28 protein-coding genes and 2 pseudogenes are annotated in these 25,612 nt (G+C 44.3%); 2 read left to right on the forward strand and 28 right to left on the reverse strand.

Annotated elements, in window-relative coordinates; all coding sequences use genetic code 11:
- Positions 1-88 precede the first annotated feature (88 nt).
- From ACTNCH_RS10930 to ACTNCH_RS10950, 5 genes are all read right to left on the reverse strand, one after another.
- Complete coding sequence (locus tag ACTNCH_RS10930) at positions 89-361, reverse strand: hypothetical protein (RefSeq protein WP_441018161.1); 273 nt, start codon at positions 359-361, stop codon at positions 89-91.
- A gap of 22 nt (positions 362-383) precedes the next feature.
- The gene (locus ACTNCH_RS10935; protein WP_441018159.1) at positions 384-965 is read right to left on the reverse strand and encodes an InlB B-repeat-containing protein; all 582 of its coding nucleotides are present in this window, start codon (positions 963-965) and stop codon (positions 384-386) included.
- A 34-nt stretch (positions 966-999) separates the two neighbouring features.
- Positions 1,000-2,082, reverse strand: a complete 1,083-nt coding sequence (locus ACTNCH_RS10940; RefSeq protein ID WP_441018157.1) for a galactose/methyl galactoside ABC transporter permease MglC — start codon at positions 2,080-2,082, stop codon at positions 1,000-1,002.
- A gap of 15 nt (positions 2,083-2,097) precedes the next feature.
- Complete coding sequence (locus tag ACTNCH_RS10945) at positions 2,098-3,597, reverse strand: sugar ABC transporter ATP-binding protein (RefSeq protein WP_441018155.1); 1,500 nt, start codon at positions 3,595-3,597, stop codon at positions 2,098-2,100.
- Positions 3,598-3,695: 98 nt separating this feature from the next.
- Complete coding sequence (locus ACTNCH_RS10950) at positions 3,696-4,868, reverse strand: galactose ABC transporter substrate-binding protein (RefSeq protein ID WP_441018153.1); 1,173 nt, start codon at positions 4,866-4,868, stop codon at positions 3,696-3,698.
- Between the two features lie 214 nt (positions 4,869-5,082).
- Between ACTNCH_RS10950 and ACTNCH_RS10955 the strand changes: the two genes are divergently transcribed.
- Positions 5,083-6,363, forward strand: coding sequence for a galactokinase (locus tag ACTNCH_RS10955; protein WP_441018151.1), 1,281 nt, complete (start codon positions 5,083-5,085; stop codon positions 6,361-6,363).
- A 94-nt stretch (positions 6,364-6,457) separates the two neighbouring features.
- Here ACTNCH_RS10955 and ACTNCH_RS10960 read toward each other — a convergent pair whose 3' ends face one another.
- Positions 6,458-6,595, reverse strand: coding sequence for a hypothetical protein (locus ACTNCH_RS10960; RefSeq protein ID WP_441018380.1), 138 nt, complete (start codon positions 6,593-6,595; stop codon positions 6,458-6,460).
- 230 nt (positions 6,596-6,825) lie between these two features.
- A complete protein-coding gene (locus ACTNCH_RS10965) occupies positions 6,826-7,707 on the reverse strand; it encodes a tyrosine-type recombinase/integrase (RefSeq protein WP_441018149.1) in 882 nt (293 codons plus the stop codon).
- A 24-nt stretch (positions 7,708-7,731) separates the two neighbouring features.
- On the opposite strand from ACTNCH_RS10965, the gene ACTNCH_RS10970 reads away from it, so the two are divergent.
- Entirely contained in the window at positions 7,732-8,286 is a 555-nt protein-coding gene (locus ACTNCH_RS10970) for a Crp/Fnr family transcriptional regulator (protein WP_441018147.1), read from the forward strand.
- Between the two features lie 120 nt (positions 8,287-8,406).
- Here the strand turns inward: ACTNCH_RS10970 and ACTNCH_RS10975 are convergent.
- The 21 genes and pseudogenes from ACTNCH_RS10975 to ACTNCH_RS11075 all read right to left on the reverse strand — a co-directional run bounded on the left by ACTNCH_RS10975 (position 8,407) and on the right by ACTNCH_RS11075 (position 24,878).
- A pseudogene (locus tag ACTNCH_RS10975) lies at positions 8,407-9,943 on the reverse strand (FAD-dependent oxidoreductase).
- A gap of 1 nt (position 9,944) precedes the next feature.
- The gene (locus ACTNCH_RS10980; RefSeq protein ID WP_021737561.1) at positions 9,945-10,265 is read right to left on the reverse strand and encodes a rhodanese-like domain-containing protein; all 321 of its coding nucleotides are present in this window, start codon (positions 10,263-10,265) and stop codon (positions 9,945-9,947) included.
- 12 nt (positions 10,266-10,277) lie between these two features.
- Complete coding sequence (trxA, locus tag ACTNCH_RS10985) at positions 10,278-10,583, reverse strand: thioredoxin (protein WP_441018145.1); 306 nt, start codon at positions 10,581-10,583, stop codon at positions 10,278-10,280.
- A 92-nt stretch (positions 10,584-10,675) separates the two neighbouring features.
- On the reverse strand, positions 10,676-11,422 hold the full coding sequence (locus ACTNCH_RS10990; protein ID WP_441018143.1) for an SDR family NAD(P)-dependent oxidoreductase: 747 nt from the start codon (positions 11,420-11,422) through the stop codon (positions 10,676-10,678).
- A 154-nt stretch (positions 11,423-11,576) separates the two neighbouring features.
- Positions 11,577-11,735, reverse strand: coding sequence for a rubredoxin (locus ACTNCH_RS10995; RefSeq protein WP_441018141.1), 159 nt, complete (start codon positions 11,733-11,735; stop codon positions 11,577-11,579).
- 93 nt (positions 11,736-11,828) lie between these two features.
- On the reverse strand, positions 11,829-12,203 hold the full coding sequence (locus ACTNCH_RS11000; protein ID WP_441018139.1) for a desulfoferrodoxin family protein: 375 nt from the start codon (positions 12,201-12,203) through the stop codon (positions 11,829-11,831).
- Positions 12,204-12,214: 11 nt separating this feature from the next.
- Positions 12,215-12,757 carry a rubrerythrin gene (rbr, locus tag ACTNCH_RS11005; protein ID WP_441018368.1) on the reverse strand — a complete coding sequence of 181 codons (543 nt, stop codon included), beginning with the start codon at positions 12,755-12,757 and terminating at the stop codon, positions 12,215-12,217.
- 18 nt (positions 12,758-12,775) lie between these two features.
- Positions 12,776-13,396, reverse strand: a pseudogene (locus ACTNCH_RS11010) (flavin reductase); the annotation flags it as partial.
- Positions 13,389-13,796 (reverse strand): Fur family transcriptional regulator, encoded by a 408-nt coding sequence (locus ACTNCH_RS11015; RefSeq protein WP_441018137.1) that lies wholly within the window; start codon positions 13,794-13,796, stop codon positions 13,389-13,391. The gene ACTNCH_RS11015 and the pseudogene ACTNCH_RS11010, both read right to left, overlap by 8 nt.
- 89 nt (positions 13,797-13,885) lie before the next feature.
- A complete protein-coding gene (yaaA, locus tag ACTNCH_RS11020) occupies positions 13,886-14,635 on the reverse strand; it encodes a peroxide stress protein YaaA (RefSeq protein ID WP_441018135.1) in 750 nt (249 codons plus the stop codon).
- A complete protein-coding gene (bcp, locus tag ACTNCH_RS11025; protein ID WP_024854727.1) occupies positions 14,635-15,090 on the reverse strand; it encodes a thioredoxin-dependent thiol peroxidase in 456 nt (151 codons plus the stop codon). The genes yaaA and bcp overlap by 1 nt, the downstream gene beginning before the upstream one ends.
- A 3-nt stretch (positions 15,091-15,093) precedes the next feature.
- Positions 15,094-15,303 (reverse strand): DUF6219 family protein, encoded by a 210-nt coding sequence (locus ACTNCH_RS11030; RefSeq protein ID WP_008708189.1) that lies wholly within the window; start codon positions 15,301-15,303, stop codon positions 15,094-15,096.
- 179 nt (positions 15,304-15,482) lie between these two features.
- The gene (locus tag ACTNCH_RS11035; protein ID WP_441018132.1) at positions 15,483-15,761 is read right to left on the reverse strand and encodes a hypothetical protein; all 279 of its coding nucleotides are present in this window, start codon (positions 15,759-15,761) and stop codon (positions 15,483-15,485) included.
- A gap of 235 nt (positions 15,762-15,996) precedes the next feature.
- Positions 15,997-16,128, reverse strand: a complete 132-nt coding sequence (locus ACTNCH_RS11040; protein WP_227750867.1) for a sporulation initiation factor Spo0A C-terminal domain-containing protein — start codon at positions 16,126-16,128, stop codon at positions 15,997-15,999.
- A 244-nt stretch (positions 16,129-16,372) separates the two neighbouring features.
- The gene (locus ACTNCH_RS11045) at positions 16,373-16,807 is read right to left on the reverse strand and encodes a bacteriohemerythrin (RefSeq protein ID WP_349165450.1); all 435 of its coding nucleotides are present in this window, start codon (positions 16,805-16,807) and stop codon (positions 16,373-16,375) included.
- Positions 16,808-17,601: 794 nt separating this feature from the next.
- Complete coding sequence (locus ACTNCH_RS11050) at positions 17,602-17,931, reverse strand: type II toxin-antitoxin system RelE/ParE family toxin (RefSeq protein ID WP_441018130.1); 330 nt, start codon at positions 17,929-17,931, stop codon at positions 17,602-17,604.
- Positions 17,928-18,236 carry a type II toxin-antitoxin system RelB/DinJ family antitoxin gene (locus ACTNCH_RS11055; protein ID WP_178038033.1) on the reverse strand — a complete coding sequence of 103 codons (309 nt, stop codon included), beginning with the start codon at positions 18,234-18,236 and terminating at the stop codon, positions 17,928-17,930. Before ACTNCH_RS11055 ends, ACTNCH_RS11050 begins: the two co-directional genes overlap by 4 nt.
- Before the next feature lie 72 nt (positions 18,237-18,308).
- Positions 18,309-19,376, reverse strand: a complete 1,068-nt coding sequence (locus ACTNCH_RS11060) for a DNA cytosine methyltransferase (RefSeq protein ID WP_441018128.1) — start codon at positions 19,374-19,376, stop codon at positions 18,309-18,311.
- Entirely contained in the window at positions 19,367-19,735 is a 369-nt protein-coding gene (locus ACTNCH_RS11065) for a SpoVG family protein (protein ID WP_441018126.1), read from the reverse strand. Before ACTNCH_RS11065 ends, ACTNCH_RS11060 begins: the two co-directional genes overlap by 10 nt.
- Positions 19,732-24,693 (reverse strand): N-6 DNA methylase, encoded by a 4,962-nt coding sequence (locus tag ACTNCH_RS11070; RefSeq protein ID WP_441018124.1) that lies wholly within the window; start codon positions 24,691-24,693, stop codon positions 19,732-19,734. Before ACTNCH_RS11070 ends, ACTNCH_RS11065 begins: the two co-directional genes overlap by 4 nt.
- Positions 24,618-24,878, reverse strand: coding sequence for a hypothetical protein (locus ACTNCH_RS11075; RefSeq protein ID WP_441018122.1), 261 nt, complete (start codon positions 24,876-24,878; stop codon positions 24,618-24,620). The genes ACTNCH_RS11070 and ACTNCH_RS11075 overlap by 76 nt, the downstream gene beginning before the upstream one ends.
- Positions 24,879-25,612: the final 734 nt, after the last annotated feature.

Below are 25,612 nucleotides of genomic sequence, written 5' to 3' on the forward strand. Positions count from 1 at the left end.
TCCAGTATACTTGATGTATGGTAAAATTTCCAGTAAAAAAGAGCCTCTGTATCATTTACAGAAAGCTCTTTTCCATTCTTTTCCAATTTTATTTTACTTCATCAGAAGCTTCTTCCGACTCTTCGTCGCTCTGTTTTGCTCCTTCGACTCCGGCACTTCGTCCGCTGGCCGCCTTCCAGCTGGTATAAAGCCCCCAGCCAACCATGGCCGCTCCTATCACGACAAAAAAGATAAGAAACACAATCATCAATGGTTTTTCGGAACCTGCCGTGGGCAGTCCCTGAAACATCTGCCATGCCAGATATAAAAGATACAGGCCGCCTAGCGCATAGACCGCTATTCTCGCTTTGTCACGATTCATCCTCTTTCTCCTTATCCAAGTCTCACTCTGCCGGAATCCACCGGGCTGTCAGCACATGCTCTCCGGTCATCGTCACCGTCGTATCTGCCTTAATCACAGCTCCGCTGTATACCCAGCCGTCAAAAAGAAAGCCTTCCTTTTCCGGAACCGGAAGCTCCCCGTAGGCCTCGCCGTAGGTCACCGTTTTATCCGGTATAAAAGCCTCACCGTATGCCTTTCCTCCGTCCAAATCGAACTTCACCGTCACCTCTGCCGGCGTCCAGACCGCATAAAGAGTCTGATCGTTTTCCACTCTGTCCTCGGAAAAATTCCATTCCTTCGCCAGGCTTTCATCCTCTGAGGTAATCCAACCACAGAAGGTATAGCCGGGCTTCAAAGGTATCTCCGGCTCCTTTGCCAGCTCTCCATGCTTCAGACGCTGGGCGGCGATCTCCGACCCGCCCTCTGTATCAAAGGTCACATTATAACCCCCATGGGTGGCAAACCAGAACACCAGAATCACCACGAAACAAATCGCGCCTATAATAAATCCGTCTAAAATACGGATGGGGACATCCTTACTTCCGTAGATGCCCCTTCCGAACCATTTCTTATCTTCTGCCATAGATTTCTGTCAGTTGTCCTTTTCTGAAAATGGATTACTTACGTACCAGATACTTTCTCATATCGATGGAGCAGGCAATCAGGATAATCATACCCTTGATGATGTACTGCAGGTTCTGGTTGATGGAAAGGAACTGCAACGCTACGAAAATAATACGAAGCAGGAATACTCCCATTACTACGCCGCTGATCTTACCGGTACCGCCAACAAAGGAAACGCCGCCGATAACGCAGGCCGCGATTGCGTCACACTCGTAGTTCAGACCGGTACCTGCCTGGTTAGAACCGATACGGGCGGACTCAATGAACCCGGTAATACCATACATACAGCCTGCCAGGGTATGTACCAGAATGGTAGTCTTCATAACATTTACACCGGATACGTTAGCAGCCTCCGGGCTGGAACCTACCGCGAACATATTCTTACCGAAGGTTGTCTTATTCCACATGAACCACATGAAAATAACAACTACAATTGCGTAGAATACATAATTCGGAATCGGAACGCCTGCTACAGACAGGTGGCTTCCGGTTACAAAATCCTTGAAGGACTGGTCAAGTCCGGAAAGTGGCTGACCATTGTTGCCATTGATCATAATGTACATCAGCAGGCAGCCGTATACGATCAGCTGTGTTGCCAGTGTTACGATAAACGGATGCAGAGAGAACTTCGCCACGAAGAAACCATTGACCCAGCCTACCAGACCGCCCACTGCGATGGCAATCAGGATAACCAGCCAAATCGGCATAACCGGAAGATCCGGGAACATTTTAGTAGCATAAGTTACAGACTGCAGCAGAGATGCGGAAATACATGCAGTCAGACCTACTACTCGTCCGGCAGAAAGGTCTGTACCAGTCAGTACGATACAACCTGCAATACCGCAGGCAATCGGAATATTTGCCGCGGAAAGTGAAATAATATTGACGATAGAATCCGGCTTCAGGAAATAGCTGTTCTTCGCCTGTGTGTAAATAATCGCCACAAGAATCAGAATATACATGGCGTTGTTGATCAGTGCCTCTTTCCAGAAGGTTTTCTTATCCTTGCTGTCCAATGCATGGTAACTGGAAATCTTTGCGTTCCAGTTGGATTTCATATTAGAAAAAATGTTCATATCGCGCCGCCCCCTTTATACGTATTTCGCAGCATGAGTCATAATCTCTTCCTGCGTCGTCTCACTTGCATTTACTTCGCCTGCCAGCCGTCCGCCGGACATAACCAGAATCCGGTCGCAGATACCAAGAAGCTCCGGCATCTCAGAAGATACCACAATGACACATTTGCCCTTATTGGCCAGGTCGATGATAAGCTGGTAGATCTCGTACTTCGCTCCTACGTCAATTCCTCGGGTAGGCTCGTCCAGAAGCAGTACTTCCGGCTCGGTCAGAAGCCAGCGTCCCAGAATAACCTTCTGCTGATTTCCACCGGACAGGGAACGAATTTTCGTCTCCTGGGTCGGGGTCTTCGTATGCATGGCGTCAATAGACCACTGGGTATCCTTTTTCATGGACTTTTCGTCCAGCCAGAAGCCCATACGCAAATGCTTCTTTAAGCTGGAAATAACGGTATTCTCCCGGATATTCAGAATGCCGAAGATACCGGTAGCACGCCGTTCCTCTGTCAGCAGGGCAAATCCGTTGCGGATAGACTCCCGGGCATTGCGGTTCTTCATTTCTTTTCCGTGAAGCCTGATGGTTCCGGAATGACGGGTAGCAATACCGAAGATATTCTCCAGAGTCTCTGTTCTTCCGCTGCCGTCCAGACCTGCCAGACCCACGATCTCGCCCTTTCTTACATTGAAAGATACATCCTTCAGCAGGGAATACTGAGCTGTCAGATTCTCTACCTCCAGCGCAATCTCACCCGGCGTATTGGTCTTCGGCGGGAACTGGTTGGTCAGCTCACGGCCTACCATCAGACGGATAATCTCATCGGTAGTCAACTCACTTGACGGACGGGTTGCCACATACTGACCATCCCGCATGATGGTAACTTCATCAGAAATCCGTAAAATCTCTGCCATCTTATGGGAAATATAGATAATGCCGCAGCCTCTGTCACGCAGCATATTTATAATCTCGAATAAATGCTCTACTTCCTGCTCTGTCAGTGAAGAAGTAGGCTCGTCAAATACGATGACCTTGGAATTATAGGAAACGGCTTTTGCAATCTCCACCATCTGTCTCTGGGATACCGGCATCGTACTCATAATCCGCTTCGGATCTACGTCGATGCCCAGCTCCTTAAAAACAGCCTTCGTATCATCGTATATTTTTTTCTCATTTACCATGACGCCTGCAATCTTGGGATAACGTCCCAGCCACAGGTTGTCCATTACATTACGCTTCAGTGCCTGATTCAGCTCCTGATGCACCATTGCCACACCGTTTTCCAGTGCTTCCTTCGAATTCTTGAAATTAATTTCTTTGCCTTCCAGAAAAATCTGTCCGCTATTCTTGGCATACATACCAAACAAGCATTTCATCAGGGTGGATTTTCCTGCGCCGTTTTCTCCCATCAGCGCGTGGACGGTTCCCCTCTTCACTGTCAAAGAAACATGATCCAGCGCCTTGACACCGGGGAATTCTTTACAGATGTCTGTCATTTGTAAGAGAACATCATGCTCCATACTCTTCCTCCCATCTCGTTGACACAAAGGCGGACGTAACTTACGGCCGCCTTTGTTGTATCCTTACTTTGCTATCTTTTTCAATCGTTTCCTGTGATTTACTCTCCTGTGTACGGTGCGTACGGAACGTAAATCTTGTTGCTGATCTCTGCGTCTGCATTGTAGCTGTCAGTTCCGTCTGTCAGAGCTGCGCCCTTAGCTGCGTTCTGAGCCATGATGGAGATACAGTCTGCCATACCCTCTGCGTCCTGCTTGATGGTACCAACCATCTTGCCGTCGCTGATGAGCTGCTTTGCCGCGTCTGTAGCGTCTACGCCGAATACCGGAATCAGAGTGGAATCAGCTGTTCCCAGGTTGTATCCCTTATCGTTCAGTGCGGAGATAACGCCCTCAGCCATACCGTCGTTGTTGCAGATAACCAGCTCGATCATGTTGCCGTTACCCTCGTTGTACTGGGACATGTTGGTGGTCATGTAGTTATTTGCAGCGGTTGCGCTCCATGCGCCGTCCTGGTCTACCTGATACTTGTCTGTGTTGGTCGGGTCGAAGTACTCAAGCTCCGGCTTGCCAGCCTCCTTAAGAACTGCGTTAGCGTCCTCTACTGCGAACTGAGTACGGTAAATAGCCTCTGCGTTACCAAGCTGACCCATCATCATAGCGTAGGAAATCTTGCCGTCGCCGTTCAGGTCAACCTTGTCAAAGTTCTCAACCAGGTAATCACCGATCATCTTACCCTGCATATGTCCTGCTTCCGGAGCGTCTGTTCCAACGAACGCGCACTTGTCATAGGAACCAAGAACCTGTCCTGCTGTAGTGTCATCCTCAACTGCTCTGTTGAAGAAAATCAGGTCAACGCCCTTAGCGGATGCCTTATCAACAACTGCCTGGGAAGCGTCTACAGAACCGGAGGTAACGATGTTTACGATCAGAATGTTTGCGCCCTGTGCAAGAGCGGTATCGATCTGCTCGTTCTGTGTGGTCTGGTTGTTGTTTGCGTCATAGTTCTGATACTTTACTCCAAGGCTGTCCAGCTTCGCATCCAGTGCGGTACGAACAGAAGAGATATATGTGTCAGAGTAGGTGTAATAGAATACTGCGATGTTAGCATCGGAGAGATCTCCGGTTGCCTCTGCAGCGTCTGCTACGTCGCCTGCTTCTGCCTCTGCAGTAGCGTCAGCTGCCGGAGTGTCCTCCTTCTTGCCGCCGCAGCCTGCCAGCATGGATAATGCCATAGCGCCGCATAATACAACTGCTAAAAGTTTCTTTTTCATAGTGAATCCTCCCTTTAATTTGGTTGCAGTTATGAACTACAGTAAAATTATAACACAATCCCAACTAAAACAAAGTTATTTTTTTACTTTTTTAGGGTAATATTTTACGTTCCGCTTTTTGATTTCTGTTGATTTTTCCAGTGATTGACAAACAATCCAAAATCGTTTACTATGAAATCATGTATAAATTTCACATAATATAAGGAGAGTTCTAATGAAAACAACGGGAGAAATAAAAAATCTGTTACAAAACCGGGAGTTGGATTCCACATTACTGGACATCTACCTGGACGAAAGTCGTCTGGACTATCAGCGTCAGCGTTACATCGACGCCCTGACACGCTATGAGGAGCTGTATGGAGCCGGAGAGATCGCAATCTTCAGCGCTCCGGGCCGCAGCGAGATCGGCGGCAATCACACCGACCATCAGCACGGTGAAGTACTGGCCGCTTCCATCAACCTGGACGCTATCGCCATCACTGCGCCGCTGGCAGAGCCGGTTGTCCGTGTGGTATCTGACTGTTACGATATGATTACCGTATCCCTGGACGATCTGGAGGTAAAGGAAGAACTGAAAGGAACCACCGATTCCCTGATCCGCGGCGTGCTGGAAGGAATCAAAAACCATGGCGGCAAAATCGGCGGCTTCCAGGCTTATGTGACCAGCGACGTACTGATTGGCGCAGGCCTGTCTTCCTCTGCCGCTTTCGAAACCATCATCGGAACCATCGTATCCGGCCTCTACAATGAGATGAAGCTTTCCCCGGTTGATATCGCCATCATCGGCCAGTATGCGGAGAACGTCCACTTCGGAAAACCCTCCGGGCTGATGGATCAGATGGCCAGCTCCGTGGGTAATCTGGTACATATTGATTTTGCGGACGTGGCTCACCCAGTTATCGAAAATGTAAGCTGCGATCTGGTAAAATATGGATACAGTCTCTGTATCACCGACACCAAGGGCTCCCATGCGGATCTGACCCCGGATTACGCAGCCGTTCCCGCTGAAATGCGCGCCGTGGCTGCTGTACTCGGTCAGGAGCTTCTGCATGGTATTACTCTGGAGCAGCTTCTCTCCCATGCAGCAGAGATTCGTGAAAAGGCCGGCGACCGCGCTTACTTACGCGCCATTCACTTTGTAACGGAAAACGTGCGGGTACAGGAAGAGGTGGCCGCTCTGAAGACAGAGGACTTCGACACTTTCCTGAAAATCGTAAAGGCCTCCGGCGATTCCTCCTTCAAGTATCTTCAGAATGTATACACCAACCACGACATTACCCACCAGAACGTATCTGTGGCCCTGGCAGTCAGCGACGCCATTCTCGGCAGCAACGGCGTCAGCCGTGTACACGGCGGCGGCTTTGCCGGAACTATCCAGGCCTTTGTGAAAAATGAAGCAGTAGCAGAATACAAGGCTGCTCTGGACAGCGTATTCGGCGAGGGTGCCTGCAGCGTACTGATGATCCGGAAGTACGGCGGAATGCAGGTTCTGTAAATCCAGATTCTGAGTCAAAAAACGATGGGCTCCGGTCTACCTGCCGGTTGGCCCATCGTTTTTTTGTTCCAGAATCTGCCTAGCAGAATTCTTTTTACAACACTTCCAGGAATCCCTTTCCTTCCAAAATTGCTCCGGCAAGCTGGTCCATTTCCTTCTGAAGCCGCGACGGAAGCACGGCAAGTCCCATTACCTCTATCGTCAAACGGCCAAAAACGGGTAAAATCGGCATCAAAAAAGGGCTTCCCATTTCTGAGAAACCCATGTTTACGAGGGAGTGGGGGCTTCCTCCCGGAAGTCCCCGAGTGTTATGAATGAAATACTTTCAACTACCCTTTATCTTCTCTTGTCAAGCGCCATTTTTCCTTATAAAATAAGGCTTTTTCGGCATTTTGCTTCTTATCTCGTTTTGTCTCTTTTTTCGAGATTGTCGTCAGAATTGTCGTCAGTTCTGTCGTCAGTTTAGACCACATACTCTACCTTCAACACCTCATTTTTCATTCGTTCATTATCTACATGATCATAAACTTTTAAGGTAATAGCAGGATCACTATGTCCTATAATTGTTTGCAGAACTTTGATATCCATTCCTGCCTCTGCCATTCTGGTACAGCCTGTATGCCGAAGAATATGATTTGAAATATGTGGTAAAAGAAGCGGTTTTCTTTTTTCCTTCTCTGCTTTCTTTTGCTCTTCCTTATTATAATGGGTAACTATTCTCCCTAAAACAGCATTGAATCCCGTAGTTGTATATGGCCGGTTCCAATTATTCAAAAATATAAAATCCTTGTACCCGTCTACCTCTACAGCACTTCTCCTTCCAAGCCTGATGCAAAGCGCTTTTTGTTCAAGAAATGCATTTCTTACCTGGGAAGTCATTCCTATTGTTCGATTTCCACTTTCTGACTTGGGTGTATCAATATCCAACGTCGCCTTTCCATCCACCTTTTCATAGACCAACTGATGGTTAATATGAATTTCCCGCTTCTTCATATCCACGTCGTCCCATGTAAGACCGGATATTTCTCCGATTCTGCAGGCTGTCCCTATCATAATTTGAAGCATCGGAAGATATACTTTGTAATATTTACTGTTCTTTACAAAATCAAGAAAGATTCTCTGCTCCTCTCGCGTCAGGGCATTTCGCTTTTTATAATCTGCATACCCGTCCAAACACCCCTTTGCCGGATTTTTTCTCAACAAATCATTGTCAACAGCATATACCAGTGTCGGCTGAATCAAATTGTTATGATACATTCGTATGGTAGTGTCAGACAGTCCTTCATCGCTTAACCCTGCATAGAAATGTTGGATATTCGCTTTCTTCATTTTTCCCGGGGCCATTAGCCCAAGAGGACTCTCCGCCACATGAAGCTTCCAGAGCTGACGATATTTTGCCTTGGTCTTGCTGCTCAGTTTTTTCTTACTTCTAAGATACTTTCAGATGAAGGACGAGAGATTACACTTTACCGTCTGTTCGATATGGATATGTGTCTTTTATCCGCCTCATGTATCATACGCTCCATTCAATTTGAAGTAACCATTGAAGCAGAAAAAGATACTGATCTTTGGATCATCCCTGATGAAATCTATAAGGGCATTATGAAGGAATCTGCTCCCGTCGCAAACTATACCAATGAGTTAATAGCCACCCGTTTTTCCGATGTCATGTGGCTGATTGAACAAATCATGTGGAAGAGTTTGGATAAGCGTGTTGCTTCATTTCTTTTAGAAGAGACCTCTACCGAAGGAACAAACGAGCTGAAAATCACTCATGAGACGATTGCTAATCATCTTGGTTCCCACAGGGAAGTTATCACTCGAATGCTTCGATACTTTCAAGGCGAGGGTCTTGTCAAACTCTCCCGCGGCAAAATCACAATCCTTGATCCAAAAAGACTGGAAATACTCCAAAGGTCATAAAATTGTTTTTCTGTAACATATAAAGAAGAATCCTCCATTTATCAGAATTATGAAAGTCATTCTAATAAATGGGGGATCTTTTTATGCTATAAGAAAATTATAAAAATATCGTGATTATTTTTAATAATCCATACCACATGCATATGCCCTTTCAATCAGCGCACGGTCATTGACCACTGCATCATAGAAGCGAAATCCGCCAGAGAAATTATACGTTTCATAACCATTTCCTTCCAGAATACGGCTCGCAATATAACTGCGCAGACCACTCTGGCATATCAGATACACAGGCTTTCCTTTCTCAATTTCATTGATCCGTTCCCTCAGTTCATCTACAGGAATATTTTTGAATCTATCCATATGTCCCCTGCTAAATTCATCTACCATTCTCACATCCAGCAACACAGCACTTTTATCTTTAGAAATCTTATCCATATCTTCCAAATGCCATTGTTTTAAGGTCCCTTTTGCTATATTGTCTATCATGAATCCGGCCATATTTACAGGATCCTTGGCAGAAGAATAAGGTGGTGCATATGCGAGATCCAAATCTTTCAGCTGGGTTGCCTTCAGCCCTGCATGGATTGCTGTTGCCAGCACATCAATACGTTTATCAACTCCTTCATATCCAATAATCTGAGCACCAAGCAAACGATACGTCTTTTTTTCAAAAACCACCTTCATAGTCATCACTTTTCCGCCAGGATAGTAACCGGCATGACTCATAGGAGAAAGAATTACTGTATCTACCTCTAATCCTGACTTTTTGGCATTGGTTTCATTGATACCTGTAGTGGCTGCTGTCATATCAAACACTTTGATAACGGAGCTTCCCTGACTGCCCAAGTAACGACTATCACCGCCACAAATATTATCAGCAATGATCCTTCCCTGTTTATTGGCAGGTCCCGCTAAAGAGATTAACGCATCATTGCCAGTAACATAATGTTTTACCTGAACTGCATCACCTGCAGCATAAATATCCGGTACGGAGGTTTCCATTCTGTCATTCACTACAATACTTTCCTTGATGCCAAGTTCCAGACCGGCTTCTTTTGCTAATACTGTGTCTGGTGTGACTCCGATTGCCAGAACTACCATATCAGCCTGAAATGATGGATTATCTTTCAACAGAACCTCCACTCCGTTGTCTTTTTCTTTAAATCCTTCTACTGTATAGCCCAGTACCAGTTTTATCCCATGCTTTCTCATTTCATTATGGATCATGGATGCCATATCCGGGTCAAAAGGGTTCATCAGCTGCTTAGGCCGCTGGACAATCGTAACATCCATGCCAAGCTCCCTCAAATTTTCTGCCAGTTCCAGACCAATAAAACCGATTTAGGATGATTCTTATTTATATATTCCTTTATCCGAAAAGTGTCTTCTACAGTACGAAGTGTAAAAAGTTTATCAATACCTACTCCGGGAAGTCTCGGCTGTGTAGGCTTTGCACCTGGAGAGAGGATCAGCTTATCATAGTTTTCTTCAAATATTTCACCGTTTTCTAAATTCTTCACTGAAACAGTTTTACATTCGGGATGTATTGAGATAACTTCATGATGAATTTTCATGTTTCTGCATGTTCATTCAGTCTGCGTATTCTTGCTGCGGCTGTAGCTCCTCCGGCTACACCTCCTACAATTATTACCTTCATCTTATTTTTCCACCTTTCCTGAGTAAGCTGCAATGCCACCGATATTATTTACTTTAGAATATCCCATTCGTTGCAACATCCCAGTTGCCTGACGGCTCCGAGAACCGGAATAACAGTATACAAACAGAGGGATATCCTTATTCTTCGCTACAGAAACAATATTGTCTAGTTGCTGCAACGGCACATTTTTACTTTCTGGTATATGTCCTTCCTGATATTCCTGCGGAGTACGGACATCCAGCAGAACTGCACCAGCAGTCCTTTTATATTCTTCTATGCCTTGATTAATATTCGACTGTTTGAAGAAATCAAAAAATCCCATTAGCACACCTCCCTAAAGCATTTCTAAAATCGCATTCTTAGGTCTCGCCCCTGAAACCTGCTGTACAAGCTTCCCATTCTTCATAACCACTAAAGTCGGAATGCTCATAATACTGAACTTATTTGCCAGTTCAGGCTCTTCATCTACATTAATCTTTCCAACTTTAATATCCCTACGCTCACCTGCAATCTCCTCTACAATAGGTACTACCATACGGCAAGGCGCACACCAAGATGCCCAAAAATCTAAAAGAACGGTTTTATCGGAATTCAGTACTTCGTTCTGAAAATTATTTTTATTGATATTAATAGCAGACATTTTACAGTCCTCCTTATCTTTTTCTTTTTGTAGCTTTATTATAGTCTTAATTTCATTTGTTTTCCGTGATTACATCACCATACCACATTAAATTAACTTCTTGCCATACCATCTACACTTAATATAACACCTGTAATGTAACTCGCCTCATCTGAAGCAAGAAACACAAACGCATTGGCAATATCTTCTGGCTGTCCAAGACGACACAATGGAATTCTTTCAATCATAGGTTCGATAACTTCCTTTGGCACAGCTTTCATCATATCAGTTTCTGTAATCCCAGGTGCAACAGCATTAACACGAATACCTTTAGGTCCTAGTTCTCTTGCTAATGATACAGTCAATCCGTTTACTGCAAACTTTGATGCCGGATAAGCAACCCCACTTGGCTGTCCCGAAATACTCACCATGGAAGAAGTTGAAAGAATGACCCCCTTGCCTCTTGCCACCATACATTCTGCTGCTACACGAGTAGTATTAAATACTCCTTTTACATTTAGGTCAATGACTTTATCAAAAGTCTCCTCTGTATAATCCATAAATGAGGTATTTTCTGAAATTCCTGCATTATTTACCAGTATGTCGACACATCCATATTTTTCAGTTACCTCTTTAAAAGCCTTTCTGACTGACTCCATGCTTGCCAGATTTGGACTAATTCCAGCAACTATTGCATTGGGATATTTTTCTTTTAATTTATCTACAGCAACATCTGCTGATTCCTGTGAACTTGCTGCCAACACAACTGAAGCACCTTCCTTCAAGAATTTATCAGCTGTAGCAAATCCTATACCACGACTGCCACCCGTAATGATTGCAACTTTATCTTTTAATCTCATTTAGACTACCTCCTTACTTAGTTTGTAGCTACATTATAAGCAAAAGGTAAATTATTTTCTGTGATATCATCACAAAATATCGCAATAAAAAACCCTGTTGCTCACGCACCAGGGTTTTGGTTTATCCATCCGTATTTAACAAAAGATTAGGCTTCTATTCAACTTCTGAAAACTCATCTTTTCCAACATTACATAATGGGCATTCAAAATCTTCCGGAACATCCTCCCATTTTGTTCCTGGTGCAATACCACCTTCAGGATAACCTTCCTCTTCATCATATTCCCATCCGCAAACGTCACATACATATTTCATTATTGAATCCTCCTTGTAAAATATTGTTCATTCACACCTATTTTGCTTTTGTATCCTTATTACTCTATAGTATTCGTATGTACAAAGTTTATTTTAACATTTCCATAATCCATGTAAATTGCAGTATGCATATACTTCCTCCACCTGCTCTCCGTCACAAAGACAGAAATCTGCAACCGGCTCCTGTCCTGGATTTAACTGTTTTCTATAAACGCCCTGATTGGTATTTAATGTAATCCATTCAATAAAGTGTTCTTCAAGCATTGGATGTTTGATTTCTCCAACAACAACATGAACCAGATTACCGTCTAGTGTATATACCGGTACATGCTTTTCAACTGCGGCATCTGTTACTCCGGCTTTCAGTTCCGGCATCGGCTCTCCACAACAAATTACAGGTACACTTTTGTCTTTTACCTTTTCAATAATGTTTCCACAATGCTTACATACATAATATTTTACTTCCATGTCTATTCCCCTTAATAATTCTCTTCACGTACTTCAAAATAACTCTGCGGATGATGGCATACCGGGCATACCTCTGGAGCCTTTGTTCCGACTACAATATGTCCACAGTTACGGCATTCCCATACCTTCACTTCGCTCTTCTCAAACACCTGAGCAGTTTCAATGTTCTTAAGAAGTGCACGATATCTCTCCTCATGGTGCTTTTCAATTTCTCCTACTGCTCTAAATTTTGCTGCAAGCTCAGGGAAACCTTCTTCCTCTGCTGTTTTAGCAAAGCCATCATACATATCTGTCCACTCGTAGTTCTCTCCTTCTGCAGCAGCAGCTAAGTTTTCTTTTGTATCACCAATTCCTGATAATTCCTTGAACCACATCTTAGCATGCTCTTTCTCATTATCTGCAGTCTTTAAAAACAATGCTGACATCTGCTCGTAACCTTCCTTTTTTGCTACAGAAGCAAAAAAGGTATACTTATTTCTTGCCTGTGATTCCCCTGCAAATGCCTCCTGTAAATTCTTCTCTGTCTGTGTTCCTGCATATTTGTTTGCTGCCATCTCTTTTACCTCCGTTTTCTTTACTACTTTTTCAAAATCTGATGCCGGGTGCTTGCACAAAGGACATATAAAGTCATCTGGTAATTCCTCGCCTACATATTCATATCCGCAAATTCTGCAACGCCATATTGTCTGACTGTCCTCTGTTTTTCCAACCTCCTGTGGCTTAGGCTTAATATTATTCTGATAATAATCATATGTTACTGAAGGAACATTGCTTAAAACTTCCATATCGGTTATCTCACCGATAAACATCGTATGTGAACCCAAGTCCTCTGTTTTAGTAACTGTCACAGAAATGTATGCATTTGTACCTTCTGTAATATAATAAATACCATTTGTGCCCCTGGCACACTGCTCAAATGCTTCAAACTTATTGGTATCTCTTCCTGATTGGAAGCCAAAATGTTTGAACAATTCAAATTGTGCCTTCTGACTTAAGACTGATACAGTAAATTTTCCGGTTCTTTGAATCATATCATGCGTATAATTTGCCTTATTTACACAGATACTTAACTGGTTTGGTTCCGAAGCTGCCTGAATGGCTGTATTAATGATGCATCCGTTATCTTTTTCTGCTTCTTTAGCGGTCAATATAAACAGTCCATAACTCAACTTATACATTGCTTTCCTATCCATGCTGTTCCTCCTTTACCTTCTCCCTGCATTTCGGGCAAATACCTTTAAATGAAATATCATAATCCACAAATTCAATTCCATGAGTGTTATGAATTCTTTCCAGCAAATCCGGTATTTGATCCATATCCACATCAAAAATTTCACCGCACTTTATACATCTTACATGGTAATGATTTTTCAATATAAAATCAAATCGGTTCGGTCCATCCGGAACTTCAACCTTTCTTAATGCACCTTCCTCTACCAATATATCAAGATTTCTATATACAGTTCCTTTTCCAATTGTTGGATATGCTTCTTTTATAAATTCATACACTTCATTTACCGTAACGTGTCTTCTCATTTCGTATACGGTATTTCTTACAAGATCTTTTTGAATGGTATTTCTCCTGCTTGTCATTTGTCCTCCTTATTAGGATTAGTTCTTTATAAAGATTATATACCACTATTGTCCTGTTGTCAATAAAATAGTAATAATTCTCATTATTACTATTTTATTTTGCGTTCAAATACATATTCTGAATCTGAAGATAAATCAGACCTAAACGAATATCCGAGTCTGTCAAATTTCTGAATCTCCACCGGATTTTCAATATTATTTTCCGCTATGAATCTGACCATTTCACCACGAGCCATCTTGGCATAGGTACCTTTTGTTACCAATTTATCTCCGGATAACTCGCAAAATACAATCGTAATATATCTGTCCTGTGGTGTCAGATACTTTTCTATACATTTTGAGTATTCTTTTGATGCAAGATTAATGATAATCCTACTGTCATCGATTACTGAGCGGTATAACAATTCTCCCCAGTACTCATACAGATTTTTTGCATCTCCAATTCCAACCTTTGCCTGCATTTCAAGACGATAAGGAGTCACACCATCCATTGGTTTTAAAATGCCATAAAACGCAGACAAGATTCTTAAATGATTTTGCAAATACTCAAACTGCTGGATTTCAAACACAGATGGTGCCATATATTGAAATGCAATCCCTTCATATGCTAAAACAGCCGGAGTAAGCCTGTTATAAAGATCCATATTTTCCAATCTGTTAAAGTTCTGCTCTGCAATCTTGTCATTACATTTCCAGATAGTTTTCAGTTCTTCTTTTGATTTGCTTTTCATCCAGCTTAATACTTCTGCTGTCTTATCAATATAGACAGGCAGTTCAACCGGTGCTAAGTTATCGGTATCTACAATCATCTTTTTTGCAGGTGATAAAATAATCTTCATTATGCCAATTCCTTAAGCATATTTTCAGGATCATCTGCCGCCTTGACTTTATCATTTGCCTTTATAATGATTCCCTGCTCATCAATAAGATATGTAGTTCTTACTACACCCATAGATACTTTTCCATAATTTTTCTTTTCTTTCCAGACATCATATGCTTCAATAACTTTACGCTCCGGATCTGCTAATAGCGTAAATGCTAGTCCGTATTTTTCTTCAAATCTCTTGTGAGACGCTACAGAGTCCTTGCTTACTCCGAGAATAACAGCTCCCTTCTCAGTAAACTGTGGATAACGCTCAGAAAAGCCACATGCCTGCTTCGTACATCCTGGTGTATTATCCTTTGGATAAAAATATAAGATCACTTTTTTTCCTGCATAATCGCTTAATTTATGCACTTCTCCGTTCTGATCCGGCAATTCAAAATCCGGTGCTTTTATTCCTAACTCTAACATTTACTATTCCTCCGCTTTTGTATTTTTCACCTGTTTTCTTGTTCTTTTATTACCCGAAATCATTTTATGACCAGAATAGACTGCCATAATCATGCATATCAGAGAGCCAAATGCAAAGTATTTGTGTGCTGCTTTTAACCCTTTATATCCTGTATAAAAAGTTCCAATCATTGTGATTAAAGCTCCTACTGACCAATATTTATGTGCTTTCATGTAATTCCTCCATTTTTTCAGTGTATTCAATTCTAATTATACGCTACCATATTCCTATGTCAATTTGATAATAGAGCATTCCTATAAAATTTTTCAAAATATCATTGTCAAAACTATGTATTGTTATCCTTTAATTTTTCTTTGAAATAATTGACAAAAAGCTTGCTTTCAGGAAATTACTATTTAATCTCTTTTCCATCTATATATAGTTGAAATTTATCAGGATTATTGACAACATCATAGTCCTTTCCGTATTCTACAGGTCTATATTCGGCTGTCATTACCGATTCCCCGTCTTCAATATCCTCTTTCCATAAATAGATGTTCATATCAATGTTCGTCGCATATCCTCTGTCTGTGGAGAATTTTGTCGAATGAAAAGAATCATCCTTGTACATCTGCAAAAGTTTTCTTGCAAACGCTTCTCTATCCTCAATATCTTCCCTATTTGCGACCACGGTTATATTTTCATCCCGATTTACAGAAAAAGTTCCAACTACATCTGGTTCGCCTTCTTTATGATTGGATTCAAATTCCCCCTAAATACTTCCTGCAGCAATTATCAAGATTGCTGTTCCTGAAATTACTGCAATTATCTTTTTCTTCATATTTTTAATTTCCTTTTAATTTTTTTACTGCGTAATTGATTACTTCTTCCGGTGTGGGCCTGTCTCCTTTAAGTGTCATTTTCTTTCATTCTTCCTGCACAGCCGGGTCAGGATTATCAAATCCTGCATCTATGGCTATCTGCATTTCTCTGCGTACTTCTTCTGGTGTTGTGTTATACTTTTCTGCAATCTTCTCATATATAGTTTTCTCTCTCATTCATTTTCCTCCGATATATAAGTGGAATTATATCTTGTTCTATAAAATCAATTTAACATATTTCTGTTGGCATGAAAAGAGACTTTACAACTTAAAATTGGATAAAAAGGACAAAAAAAGAAGAGCTGCTTGCTCTTCCCATATAGTAGTAGTAAAATAATATGTCATGCCAGCGCAATATATTACCTAGAATATCGCTATAACAGGAAAGGGGCTGCATTTGTGTAACAGCCCCTAGTTTATTTTAGCATCGGTCTGGATTTTGTCTCATAAAGATAAATTCTGCCACAGAGCGGTCGTATGTTTTAATGTGTCCAAACAGCCAGTCGATTACATTTTTCTGTACAAGTTCACTAAACCGATCTGTTGGTCCTTCATACTCCTGAAGGTATTCATACAGTTCCTGAATTGTCTTTTTAAACTCTTCATGTCTTTCATAATGTTTTTCACGCTCTGGATAACCGGCTTTTTCCTGAAGTGCTTCTTCTTCTTTAAAATGAAAGTCAGTATACTCATTAAGATAATCCAGAAGTTTGATCGCTTTTACCTTGCTGTCGCCATTTTGACAGGCAATTACAAAGTTCTGAATACGGTCAATCAATTCTTTGTGCTGTGTATCGATTGTTTTATTTCCTGTTACTAAATTGTCATCAAAGGTAATGTTTAAATCGTAAGTCATAATTTGACCTCCATTTCTTTTATAAATACTTTGTTTCTTGTATATCTGTATTATACATGATAATTATTCTTTTGTCAATAATAGTAATTATTATTATTTTCTTTCACACTTAGCATAAACTGCTATTTGAATTGCACATTTACATATTGTATATATCATGGGAATAGTTTATAAAAAATCTTACTTTTCATTTCCTTCGCTCCATATTTATTACTACTTTATGCCACTTATTGCTATTTATTTCTATTTTAGTATATCATTATCTAATTTTATATACAATAGTAAAGTAGCAAAAAAGGAGAATTAGTATGAAAAATAAACCTTATAAAGTTAAAGTATCCGTCTCCCCGGATGAGGATATTATTCAAATAATAAAAGACCTCGCTGAACAGAATGACCGGAATTTCAGTTCCTATATCAACAAGGTCTTCATATTTATTTTTCACCCTGTACACATTTTATCATTAATCATCGTCTCTTTTGCGTTGCTCCAATTCAAAAGAATAGCTTTTTTCATATTTGGTAACTGTTCAGTACTTGATCAGTTATGTATACAAAATCCATGAGAATCGGACTCACCGATAGAATTTCACACTCCCAAATCATGTTCATACGCACTCAGCAGCTAGTACTTTGGGCTGTTCTGAATAGCTACAAAATTTTTATTTATTTTTCTTAACTATAGAACTACACCTGCTACAGGTACAATCCAGAATATCTTTGAAAGCTGATTTCACGCCAAAATGAAAAAGGTGTGTATGGAAAATTTTTTTCCATACACACCTCACTGGTTTTTATTGCTTTGTATAAAGATTTAATTGCTTATCAATATTGCGTCCGCCATACATCACACGCAGGATCTCAACTGTTTTCCTGTCTTCATCCGGAATATACAATACCACATAGTTATCTACCGGCAATACACGAAGTCCTCGACTTTTCCAGGGCTCCGTTTCATATCTCCGGTATCGTTCCGGCATGGTTTCCAAACTAATGATTTGTTCTTCCAGGCGTCGAACTTGTCCGGCTGCATTTTCCGGTGCCTGCAATTCAAAAGCAATATATTCATAGACTCCTCTCAAATCAAGCTCCGCCTTCCCCGTCATTTTTACTTCATATATCATAAGCCATAATCCTTACGTATCGCATCAAATACTTCTCTTGCATTTTTTGTGCGTCCCGCCTGCACATCTGCATATCCCTTTTCCAATTCTTCATGGAACTCTGCTTCCGATAATGCGCTGATATCAACAGGTCTTGCAGATGGAATTTTTACTTCAAACGGAAGCCCTCTCTGTAAGATAATCTGTTTATAAAACATATTGATTGCATTAGAAGCCGGAATTCCAAGGGTAGATAAAATGCTTTCCGCCTGCTCTTTCACATCCGGTTCTATTCTCGCATATAAATTCGCTGATTTTGCTGCCATATAGAATGTCTCCTTTCTTATGCTGTATTTTCTTCTACCCTTATTATACGCAAATGTCCGCACAACAGCAAGTCATTTTTCAACCTCACAAATCCCCGCCATCACATACTCCGCGCAGGGCAGGGCAATGGAATTACCCAGTGCCCGGTACCGGGCGCTGTCGCTGATCATCTCTCCTTCGCACCCGTAGGCCGTCCAGTGATCCGGCAGTCCTTGCAGGCGCTCACATTCCAGTGGTGTCAGGTATCGGATACCTCCCTCTTTTCTCCAGTCTTCTCCTTCATACCAGAAGCTGAAGCTGTTTGCGCTGCTGGCAAGAAGTGTGGGAAAAGGCTCATCTGGCCGTCCAAAACTGACGAGAAACTTGGTTTCGTCTTTTTCTTTGACTGCTCCACGCATTTGCCGCTCCTGTATCGGAAGGATGACGGGTATGTGCCGCCCTGTTTCTTCAGAAAATATTCCACTCTCTCCGGTGGACGGCGGCCCAGACTGGCCGCATACCTTAGAATCCGGGAGCACTGGGCGGCACTTAAATAATACCTGGGCGCTAGGCTTTCCTCTAAAATCCGCCACAAGGAATATCCGTTTTCTTCGCTGCTGGAGCCGGGGGCTTCCCCAATACTGGGCGTCCAGGAGCCGCCAACTGATATCACTTTCGCCCCCTCGCACCATACCGGCGCTGGCCCAGTGTTCAGAAGGAGGCATTGGAATCGGGCTGCCTGCGAACGCTTCCAGCACGGCTCTAAAATCCATCCGGTCTCCCGATGAAAAAGCTCCCATGACGTTCTCCCAAACAGTGAAAGCTGGATATATGCCATTGGTTGCATCCCTCATTTCTCTGATAATACGAATGGCCTCGTAAAACAGGCCTGACTTTTTCCCGGCCAGTCCCTCCCTGTCCCCTGCCGTAGACAGGTTCTGACAGGGAGAACCAAAGGTGAGGATATCCACTGGCTCCAATTCCGCGCCGTTCAGCTTTGTGATATCCCCCAGTTGCTTCATCCCCGGGAAATGTCGTCTGGTGATGGACACCGGGGCTTTCTCAATCTCACTGGCCCACGCCGGTGTAATACCACAGTTCACCGCCGCCAGCGGAAAGACCCCGATCCCATCAAACAGACTGCCGAGCTTTAACGGCATCCACGGCCTCCGGAGGTATTCGTTCTGTTGTAGTTATTCTTCCGTTCCTGCTCTCTTCCCTGTCCCGGCTTCGTCTTTGTCTGGTTCCGGTACTCCGCCAGGATATCCCCGTAGAGCTGCTCCCGGAACTCCTTGGTCACCGGATAGCAGATGTCCTGATACTGAGGCTGATTCTTTTCATCAACCCGGCGGGTCTTATAATTTGGCATACTGATAAAAGGTTCACCGGTCGCGCGATTTTCCAGAATCGCGATATTGCCCACCTTAAAAGCGCCATCAAAGGTCACGCTTGCGTAAGCCCTGACTGCACTCTCCGGATTCGTTGTTCTTACCTCATTTACCTGTACTGTATAATTCATATGATCCTCCTTGTCTGTACGTTCTCGTACTCCTTGTCTTCTGTTATGATTTCTGTTTCTTCTTTTCTGTTTTCCAGATCCAGCAGGCTGTTCAGCTCTTCCTGCCGCTTTACTGCCGCCCGATATGCATCTTCCTGCAGAAAAGGCTTCCCATAAAGCTCCCGGCTTTTCTCCATCTCCCTTTCGCACTCTGTCTTCTCTTCCAGATATCGGGTCTTAATGAGACTCATTTCCTTTATTCGATTGTCCAGCCTGCTGATATTTCCGACGGCGCTTTTGGATAACTCTATTCGATAGATACCTGCGCCTTTCAGTATCACTTCTTTTTCATCTCCGGCTCCTTTTTCCAAAAGCAGTGAAAATCCACGATACTCGCCTATTTTTTCCCCATCATCACTAAGGGCTGCCGCGTCAAGCAACGCCTTTCCTGCCTCTTCCCTTTCCTTGTAGCATTCGCCCCGGATAAGGAGCTGAAAGTCTGTCCCTTCTGTCCGCAGAACTGTGGCTTCATCTACTGTGACTGCCTTTATCTTCTCCTCCAGCCGTTTCAGTTCCTTCGGTCCCTGCACCAGAAGCTGGTCCTGCATAGTATACTGCTGGTTTTGATATGCCGCCTTCAGTACACGGAGCTTCTGTACCTCGTTGTCCACTTCCATTTTTTCACGAATCAGGGGGTTGCCGGTGGCGATGGCCTTGATCTCCGCATAGGACAGAACTTTTTCGTCAATATCCTCACAGGTTCTGCCCACTGCCTGGTTCGTCATGACCTGGCTGATAAAGCGCTGCTTATTCTCGATCAGGGACCAGTTATATGCGCCAAAGGTCTCCTTCGTCACATACCGATAGACCGCTACTTCTTTATTCTCGTTGCCCTGGCGCAGCCCCCTGCCGTCCCGCTGTTCGATCTCGTCCGGCCTCCACGGACAATCCACATGGTGGATGGCTACGATATGGCGCTGTACATTGACGCCGACACCACATTTTTCTGTGGATCCAATCAGGATACGCCGCTTGCCGCTGCGCATCTCCCGGAACAACGCCGCGCGCTGCTTATCTGTCTTGGCGTCATGGATAAACGCAATCTCTTCCTCCGGAATTCCTTGTTCCATCAGCTCGTCCTTGATATAATGGTAGACGTCGAACTCCTTGCCTCCCGGCGTACCGATATCCGAAAAAATAAGCTGGCAGCCTATCCGGCCATCAGCTTCTGCTTTCTTATATTCATAGAATACATTTTCTACCACCTTATTCAGTTTTCCATCCGGATTGTTGGGCGCATCCGCACGCAGCAGACGCGCGTCTGTTCCCAAAAGTCTCGCCTCATGGGTGATTTTCAGGAAATTGTCCTCGTTCGGTGACACTGCCCCGTTTCGGATGCGATCTGCCCGTTCCACCATTTCCTGCATGAGGTCTTTTACATAGAAATCCGGCTCCGTTTCCACGATAATGGCTTTTCCGCCCCGCAGCTTCGGGATATTTAAATTTAGCATCTCCGCTGTCTGCACGTCCGCCACCTCCCGGAACATACTCATAAGCTCCGGGAGATTCACAAAACGGTTAAACCGGCTTTTAAACCGGAAGCCGCTTCCTTCCACGGTCAGTTCCAGCGCCGCGGTCACCTCTCTGAAATTGGCGGCCCATGCGTCAAAATGGCTTAGTCCCATCTGCTCCAGCGTCTCTTTTTGCAGGTAAGTCTGCATCACATACATCTCACACATGGTGTTACTGATGGGCGTTCCGGTGGCAAACACGATTCCCCGGGAGCCGTTCAGCTCTGTCAGGTACTGACACTTCATCTCCATGTCCGTACATTTTTTTGCTCCATTTGCTGTGATACCGGACACCCTGCTCATTTTGGAAAAGATGGCCATATTTTTATAAAAATGTGCTTCATCGACCATAATACTGTCAATTCCCAGCTCTTCAAAGTAGACCAGATCATCCTTCCGCCGCTCGTCCGCAAGCATGGACAACTGTGTTTCCAGCCGCTTCTTCTGCGCTTCCATCTGCTTAATCGTCCAGCGTTCCCCATTTTTCATTTTTTCCTCTCCAATAGCCTCCTGGAGCTCTTCCACCTTGTCACTGAGCAGCTGTTCCCTGCGCTCCGGCGAAATCTGGATTTTCTCGAACTGCGAATGGGACATGATAATACAGTCGTAGTCCCCGGTCGCGATTCTGCTGATGAACTGCTGGCGTCTACTTTTCTCAAAATCCCGTTCCGTGGCAATCCGGATATTTGCGGACGGATAAAGGCGCAGGAACTCACTGGCCGTCTGCATAATGACGCTTTTGGGTACTACCATAGCGGTTTTATGGGCAATTCCAAGTCTTTTCTGCTCCTTACAGGCCGCTACCATTTCGAAGGTCTTCCCAGCCCCCACACAGTGGGCAAGTAGGGTATTTCCCCCGAAAAGAATACGTACTACCGCGTTTTTCTGGTGTGGGAGCAGCTCGATCTCCGGGTTCATGCCCGGAAATTGCAGAAATGAACCCTCGTATTCCCTCAGACGGATACAGTTAAAGGTTTCATTATAATACCGTTCGTATTTCTGCCGACGCTCCGGGTCCCGAAAAATCCATTCCCGAAAGGCCTCCTGAATCTGGTTCTGCTTTTCCCGGGCAAGCATGGTTTCCACCTTATTCACCACATACCGGTACTTTCCTCCGCCCAGCTCTTCCCGGTCATTGACCACGACTGTCCGCAGATTTAACGTCGCTTCTACGATGGAATAGGCGTCCATCCGCTCGGTACCATAGTTCTTTTTCACCAGCACGCCGGAACTGTGCATGGACTTATTCAGGATGTGATATTCCATATTGTAGCGGTTCAGTTGGATCCGTATTTCATATCTTCCGTCCCAGTTTCCTCTCTGGTACCGATACAGGGTATCCAGAAGCTCATACAGGAAGGCCTCATAGTCTTCTATATCGATCCACGTCGTACCGAGCCGCACATTGATATCCGCTGCCGAAATATATTCCGGCTGCACCAGCTCAAGGGCTTCCACATTGGCCCGGAACTGCTCTGGATTCTTCTTTGCTGCCTCCTGGGCGATTTTCAGCTTATTCCGGACATTGCCTGACAGATATTCCCCGGCCATCTCCCAGCCGTCCCACGGGCTCTGCGCGTGATAACGTTCCGGGTTCAGATAAATAATGCCTTTTAGCTCCTCTGTAATGGCACTAAGGGACAGCTCTTTCTTCTCCGCCTCCGTAAATGCAATTTCTTCCGGCTGCTGGCCGGTGACCTCCGCCACCTCTTTCTGGTATTTCAGTAAATCCGGCTGATAAAGTCCATACATAAATTCCAGATCCACGCAGCCTCGCTCATTCATGGAGATATACAAGGCTTCGGTGGCCGTATCCACGTGCTCCACCCGCACATCCGGTTTGATGGTCTGCTTATAAAAAATATCTGCCTTTTTGACAGCCCCGTTTTCTTCCACACATTCCAGCGAACACAAGAGCGGATAATCCGCGTCATCTCGGAAGACACGGCCATTCTCTGTGCCCGTCAGATACCCATACGTTTCCACATACGCATCGTAGATCTGATTTAGCTTTTCCAGCTCCGGCTTCAATTCCGCCTCTGTGCATCCTCCAAGCTCCAGACGGATCAGGCTGCGTACCTGATTCCGGATCACGTCAAGCCCCTGGATTCGCTCTTTTTCCCGCCCGGACACCTCACGCAGATACATCTGAGAATTTTCCCGGTAATACAGCTTTCCATTTAGAAACGTAAAAGTATAATTTTTTACCTCCGGGTCTGCGGGAATGATTTCCTCTGTCGTCTCCTCTCTTTCCACGACATGTTCAAAGTTTGTCAGCTCTGCATGGATATTGCCGATGGCCTTACGCAGAGCCGCGTACAGATTGAAATCCGGATCACGGTTTACACAGGCGGTATAATGGCTGTCTGCTCCAAAGGGGCCGTTGTCATACTCCATCCTGCCCAGCATCATTTCCGGATGCTCTGCGAAATAGGAATTTACCGCAATGCCGTCCTCCGTATATCCCAGATGTACCCAGTCCGGTTCCACCTCCATTTTCCGCTCCCGCTTCTGGAAAAACAGGATATCCGCCGTCACCTCGGCTCCGGCCTGCGCCTTAAATGCTGTACTGGGAAGCCGAACCGCTCCTTTCAGCTCGGCCCGCTCCGCCAGATACTTTCTCACGGTCGGATTGCTCTTATCCATGGTTCCTTTGGTGGTAATTACAGCCACCATGCCTCCGGGTCTTACCAGATCCAGAGCTTTCGCGATAAAATAATCATGAATCCGGAAATTGTACTTGTTGTAGGCCGGGTCATGAACCTTATAATCGCCAAAGGGCACATTTCCAATAACCACATCAAAAAAATCGGCCTGAAAAGCAGTCTTTTCAAAGCCGGTAATCTGAATCTTGGCCGTCTGGTACAACTGCCTTGCTATCCTTCCGGATATTCGATCAAGTTCCACGCCATAGCGTTTGCTGTTCTGCAAAGAAATCGGCATACTTCCGAAGAAGCTGCCGATTCCCATAGACGGTTCCAATATATTTCCGGATCGAAATCCGAATTGTTCCAACACCTGCCCCATGCAGGCCGCCACCTCCGGCGGCGTGTAAAACGCGGTATTGACTGAGGCCCGCGCTGCCGCATATTCCTCCGGATTCAGAAGCCCTTTAAGTTCCGCGTATTCTTTGGCCCAGCCTGGATTTTGTTCATCGAATACCTGGGACAGACCGCCCCAGCCCACATATTTCGATAGAGTCTGCTGTTCCTCCGCTGTCGCCCTCCGGCCCTCTGACTCAATCCGCTTTAAGGTCTGAATAGCCTCCCGGTTCCACTGGTATCTGGTCTTGGGGCCTCCTTCCGGAAGCTCCCAGAGATCATAGTGAAAATCTAATGGTACTGCCAGACGATCTCGCGCAGTACGATCTCCTCCGCCTGCATCTGCGCCTGTTCCCGCAGCTTCCACTGTTCCAGAAAGGATCGGTTCTGCAGGGGCCTGGATTTCAGGTAGCTTCCACCAAATTCCAGCAGATTTTTCGTAAAGGCCGGTTCTGTCGCTATCTCTTCCACACCTGTCACAAACACATGAGAAATCGTCTTCATATACGACCAGCCATGATCAATCCCTATAACCTCGATTCCTTTGTACATCCTTTCTTATCCCTCCATTTCATATTTTCCATGTAAGTAAACGCTTGTTCCTCTTCGCCCCGTGTACGTGGGAGTTACTGGCAATCCTGCCGCATGACATCCTCTGATGTTCACAAGACCGGTATTCTATACCGCTCGTCCCCTCTGCTGCTTATTTCGAGGGCCAGGAAACCACTGTAGCTCCCTTCGTGAGTTATTATCCTTCCGCCGTAATCAATCCAATCTGTACCTGCTCCATCTTCACCTCTCGGTCCATCAACTCTCCTCGCAGGCCCCGCTGATATTCTGCAGAATATACGCCGGAATTTTCCATGCTGTAACTGCTATTCAGTTGTCTGTGAACAGGTTTTTGCTGTTCCTGATATAATCATAAATGATGTTTGGGGATTTGTCCTCGGCCTAAAAAGGCGAGTTTGAAGAAATTTTAAAATAATTTTCGCATTTGATTTTCACATTAGATTTGTACAGAGCCATTCTTTCGTTCCGAGGTTTTTTAAGACAATTGTCGTCAAATTGTCGTCAAACGGCCAAAAACGGGTAAAAAAAAGGATCTTCCTTCTTCGGAAAATCCAGTAAATACGAGGGAGTGGGGGCTTCCTCCCGGAAGTCCCCGAGTGTTATGAATGAAATAGACCGACATACCGTCCATCAGATTTTATCCTGTTTCTTTTCCGCATAAAATCGGACTTTTCCGGTAATTTTCGTTTTATCACATTTTATCCTGTGTTTTTCAA

The organism is Candidatus Merdisoma sp. HCP28S3_D10 (genome assembly GCF_052065835.1).
Lineage (GTDB): Bacteria > Bacillota > Clostridia > Lachnospirales > Lachnospiraceae > Laedolimicola.

What these genes read in the sequence shown, in the direction of transcription:
- bcp (WP_024854727.1), bottom strand. Translation starts at nt 15,090, where the DNA reads ATGTTAGAGTTAGGAATAAAAGCACCGGATTTTGAATTGCCGGATCAG.
- ACTNCH_RS11040 (WP_227750867.1), bottom strand. Translation starts at nt 16,128, where the DNA reads ATGAGAGAGAAAACTATATATGAGAAGATTGCAGAAAAGTATAACACA.
- ACTNCH_RS10930 (WP_441018161.1), bottom strand. Translation starts at nt 361, where the DNA reads ATGAATCGTGACAAAGCGAGAATAGCGGTCTATGCGCTAGGCGGCCTG.
- ACTNCH_RS10995 (WP_441018141.1), bottom strand. Translation starts at nt 11,735, where the DNA reads ATGAAATATGTATGTGACGTTTGCGGATGGGAATATGATGAAGAGGAA.
- ACTNCH_RS10940 (WP_441018157.1), bottom strand. Translation starts at nt 2,082, where the DNA reads ATGAACATTTTTTCTAATATGAAATCCAACTGGAACGCAAAGATTTCC.
- ACTNCH_RS11045 (WP_349165450.1), bottom strand. Translation starts at nt 16,807, where the DNA reads ATGACTTACGATTTAAACATTACCTTTGATGACAATTTAGTAACAGGA.
- rbr (WP_441018368.1), bottom strand. Translation starts at nt 12,757, where the DNA reads ATGGCAGCAAACAAATATGCAGGAACACAGACAGAGAAGAATTTACAG.
- ACTNCH_RS10950 (WP_441018153.1), bottom strand. Translation starts at nt 4,868, where the DNA reads ATGAAAAAGAAACTTTTAGCAGTTGTATTATGCGGCGCTATGGCATTA.
- ACTNCH_RS11015 (WP_441018137.1), bottom strand. Translation starts at nt 13,796, where the DNA reads ATGACAAGCAGGAGAAATACCATTCAAAAAGATCTTGTAAGAAATACC.
- ACTNCH_RS11075 (WP_441018122.1), bottom strand. Translation starts at nt 24,878, where the DNA reads ATGTACAAAGGAATCGAGGTTATAGGGATTGATCATGGCTGGTCGTAT.
- ACTNCH_RS10980 (WP_021737561.1), bottom strand. Translation starts at nt 10,265, where the DNA reads ATGGGATTTTTTGATTTCTTCAAACAGTCGAATATTAATCAAGGCATA.
- ACTNCH_RS11055 (WP_178038033.1), bottom strand. Translation starts at nt 18,236, where the DNA reads ATGGCAGCAAAATCAGCGAATTTATATGCGAGAATAGAACCGGATGTG.
- ACTNCH_RS10960 (WP_441018380.1), bottom strand. Translation starts at nt 6,595, where the DNA reads ATGCCGATTTTACCCGTTTTTGGCCGTTTGACGATAGAGGTAATGGGA.
- ACTNCH_RS11050 (WP_441018130.1), bottom strand. Translation starts at nt 17,931, where the DNA reads ATGATATATGAAGTAAAAATGACGGGGAAGGCGGAGCTTGATTTGAGA.
- ACTNCH_RS11065 (WP_441018126.1), bottom strand. Translation starts at nt 19,735, where the DNA reads ATGAATTATACAGTACAGGTAAATGAGGTAAGAACAACGAATCCGGAG.
- yaaA (WP_441018135.1), bottom strand. Translation starts at nt 14,635, where the DNA reads ATGAAGATTATTTTATCACCTGCAAAAAAGATGATTGTAGATACCGAT.
- ACTNCH_RS11030 (WP_008708189.1), bottom strand. Translation starts at nt 15,303, where the DNA reads ATGAAAGCACATAAATATTGGTCAGTAGGAGCTTTAATCACAATGATT.
- ACTNCH_RS11000 (WP_441018139.1), bottom strand. Translation starts at nt 12,203, where the DNA reads ATGGAAGTAAAATATTATGTATGTAAGCATTGTGGAAACATTATTGAA.
- ACTNCH_RS11060 (WP_441018128.1), bottom strand. Translation starts at nt 19,376, where the DNA reads ATGCCGTTAAAGCTCGGCAGTCTGTTTGATGGGATCGGGGTCTTTCCG.
- trxA (WP_441018145.1), bottom strand. Translation starts at nt 10,583, where the DNA reads ATGTCTGCTATTAATATCAATAAAAATAATTTTCAGAACGAAGTACTG.
- ACTNCH_RS10955 (WP_441018151.1), top strand. Translation starts at nt 5,083, where the DNA reads ATGAAAACAACGGGAGAAATAAAAAATCTGTTACAAAACCGGGAGTTG.
- ACTNCH_RS10965 (WP_441018149.1), bottom strand. Translation starts at nt 7,707, where the DNA reads ATGGCCCCGGGAAAAATGAAGAAAGCGAATATCCAACATTTCTATGCA.
- ACTNCH_RS10990 (WP_441018143.1), bottom strand. Translation starts at nt 11,422, where the DNA reads ATGAGATTAAAAGATAAAGTTGCAATCATTACGGGTGGCAGTCGTGGT.
- ACTNCH_RS10970 (WP_441018147.1), top strand. Translation starts at nt 7,732, where the DNA reads ATGAAGCTTCCAGAGCTGACGATATTTTGCCTTGGTCTTGCTGCTCAG.
- ACTNCH_RS10935 (WP_441018159.1), bottom strand. Translation starts at nt 965, where the DNA reads ATGGCAGAAGATAAGAAATGGTTCGGAAGGGGCATCTACGGAAGTAAG.
- ACTNCH_RS10945 (WP_441018155.1), bottom strand. Translation starts at nt 3,597, where the DNA reads ATGGAGCATGATGTTCTCTTACAAATGACAGACATCTGTAAAGAATTC.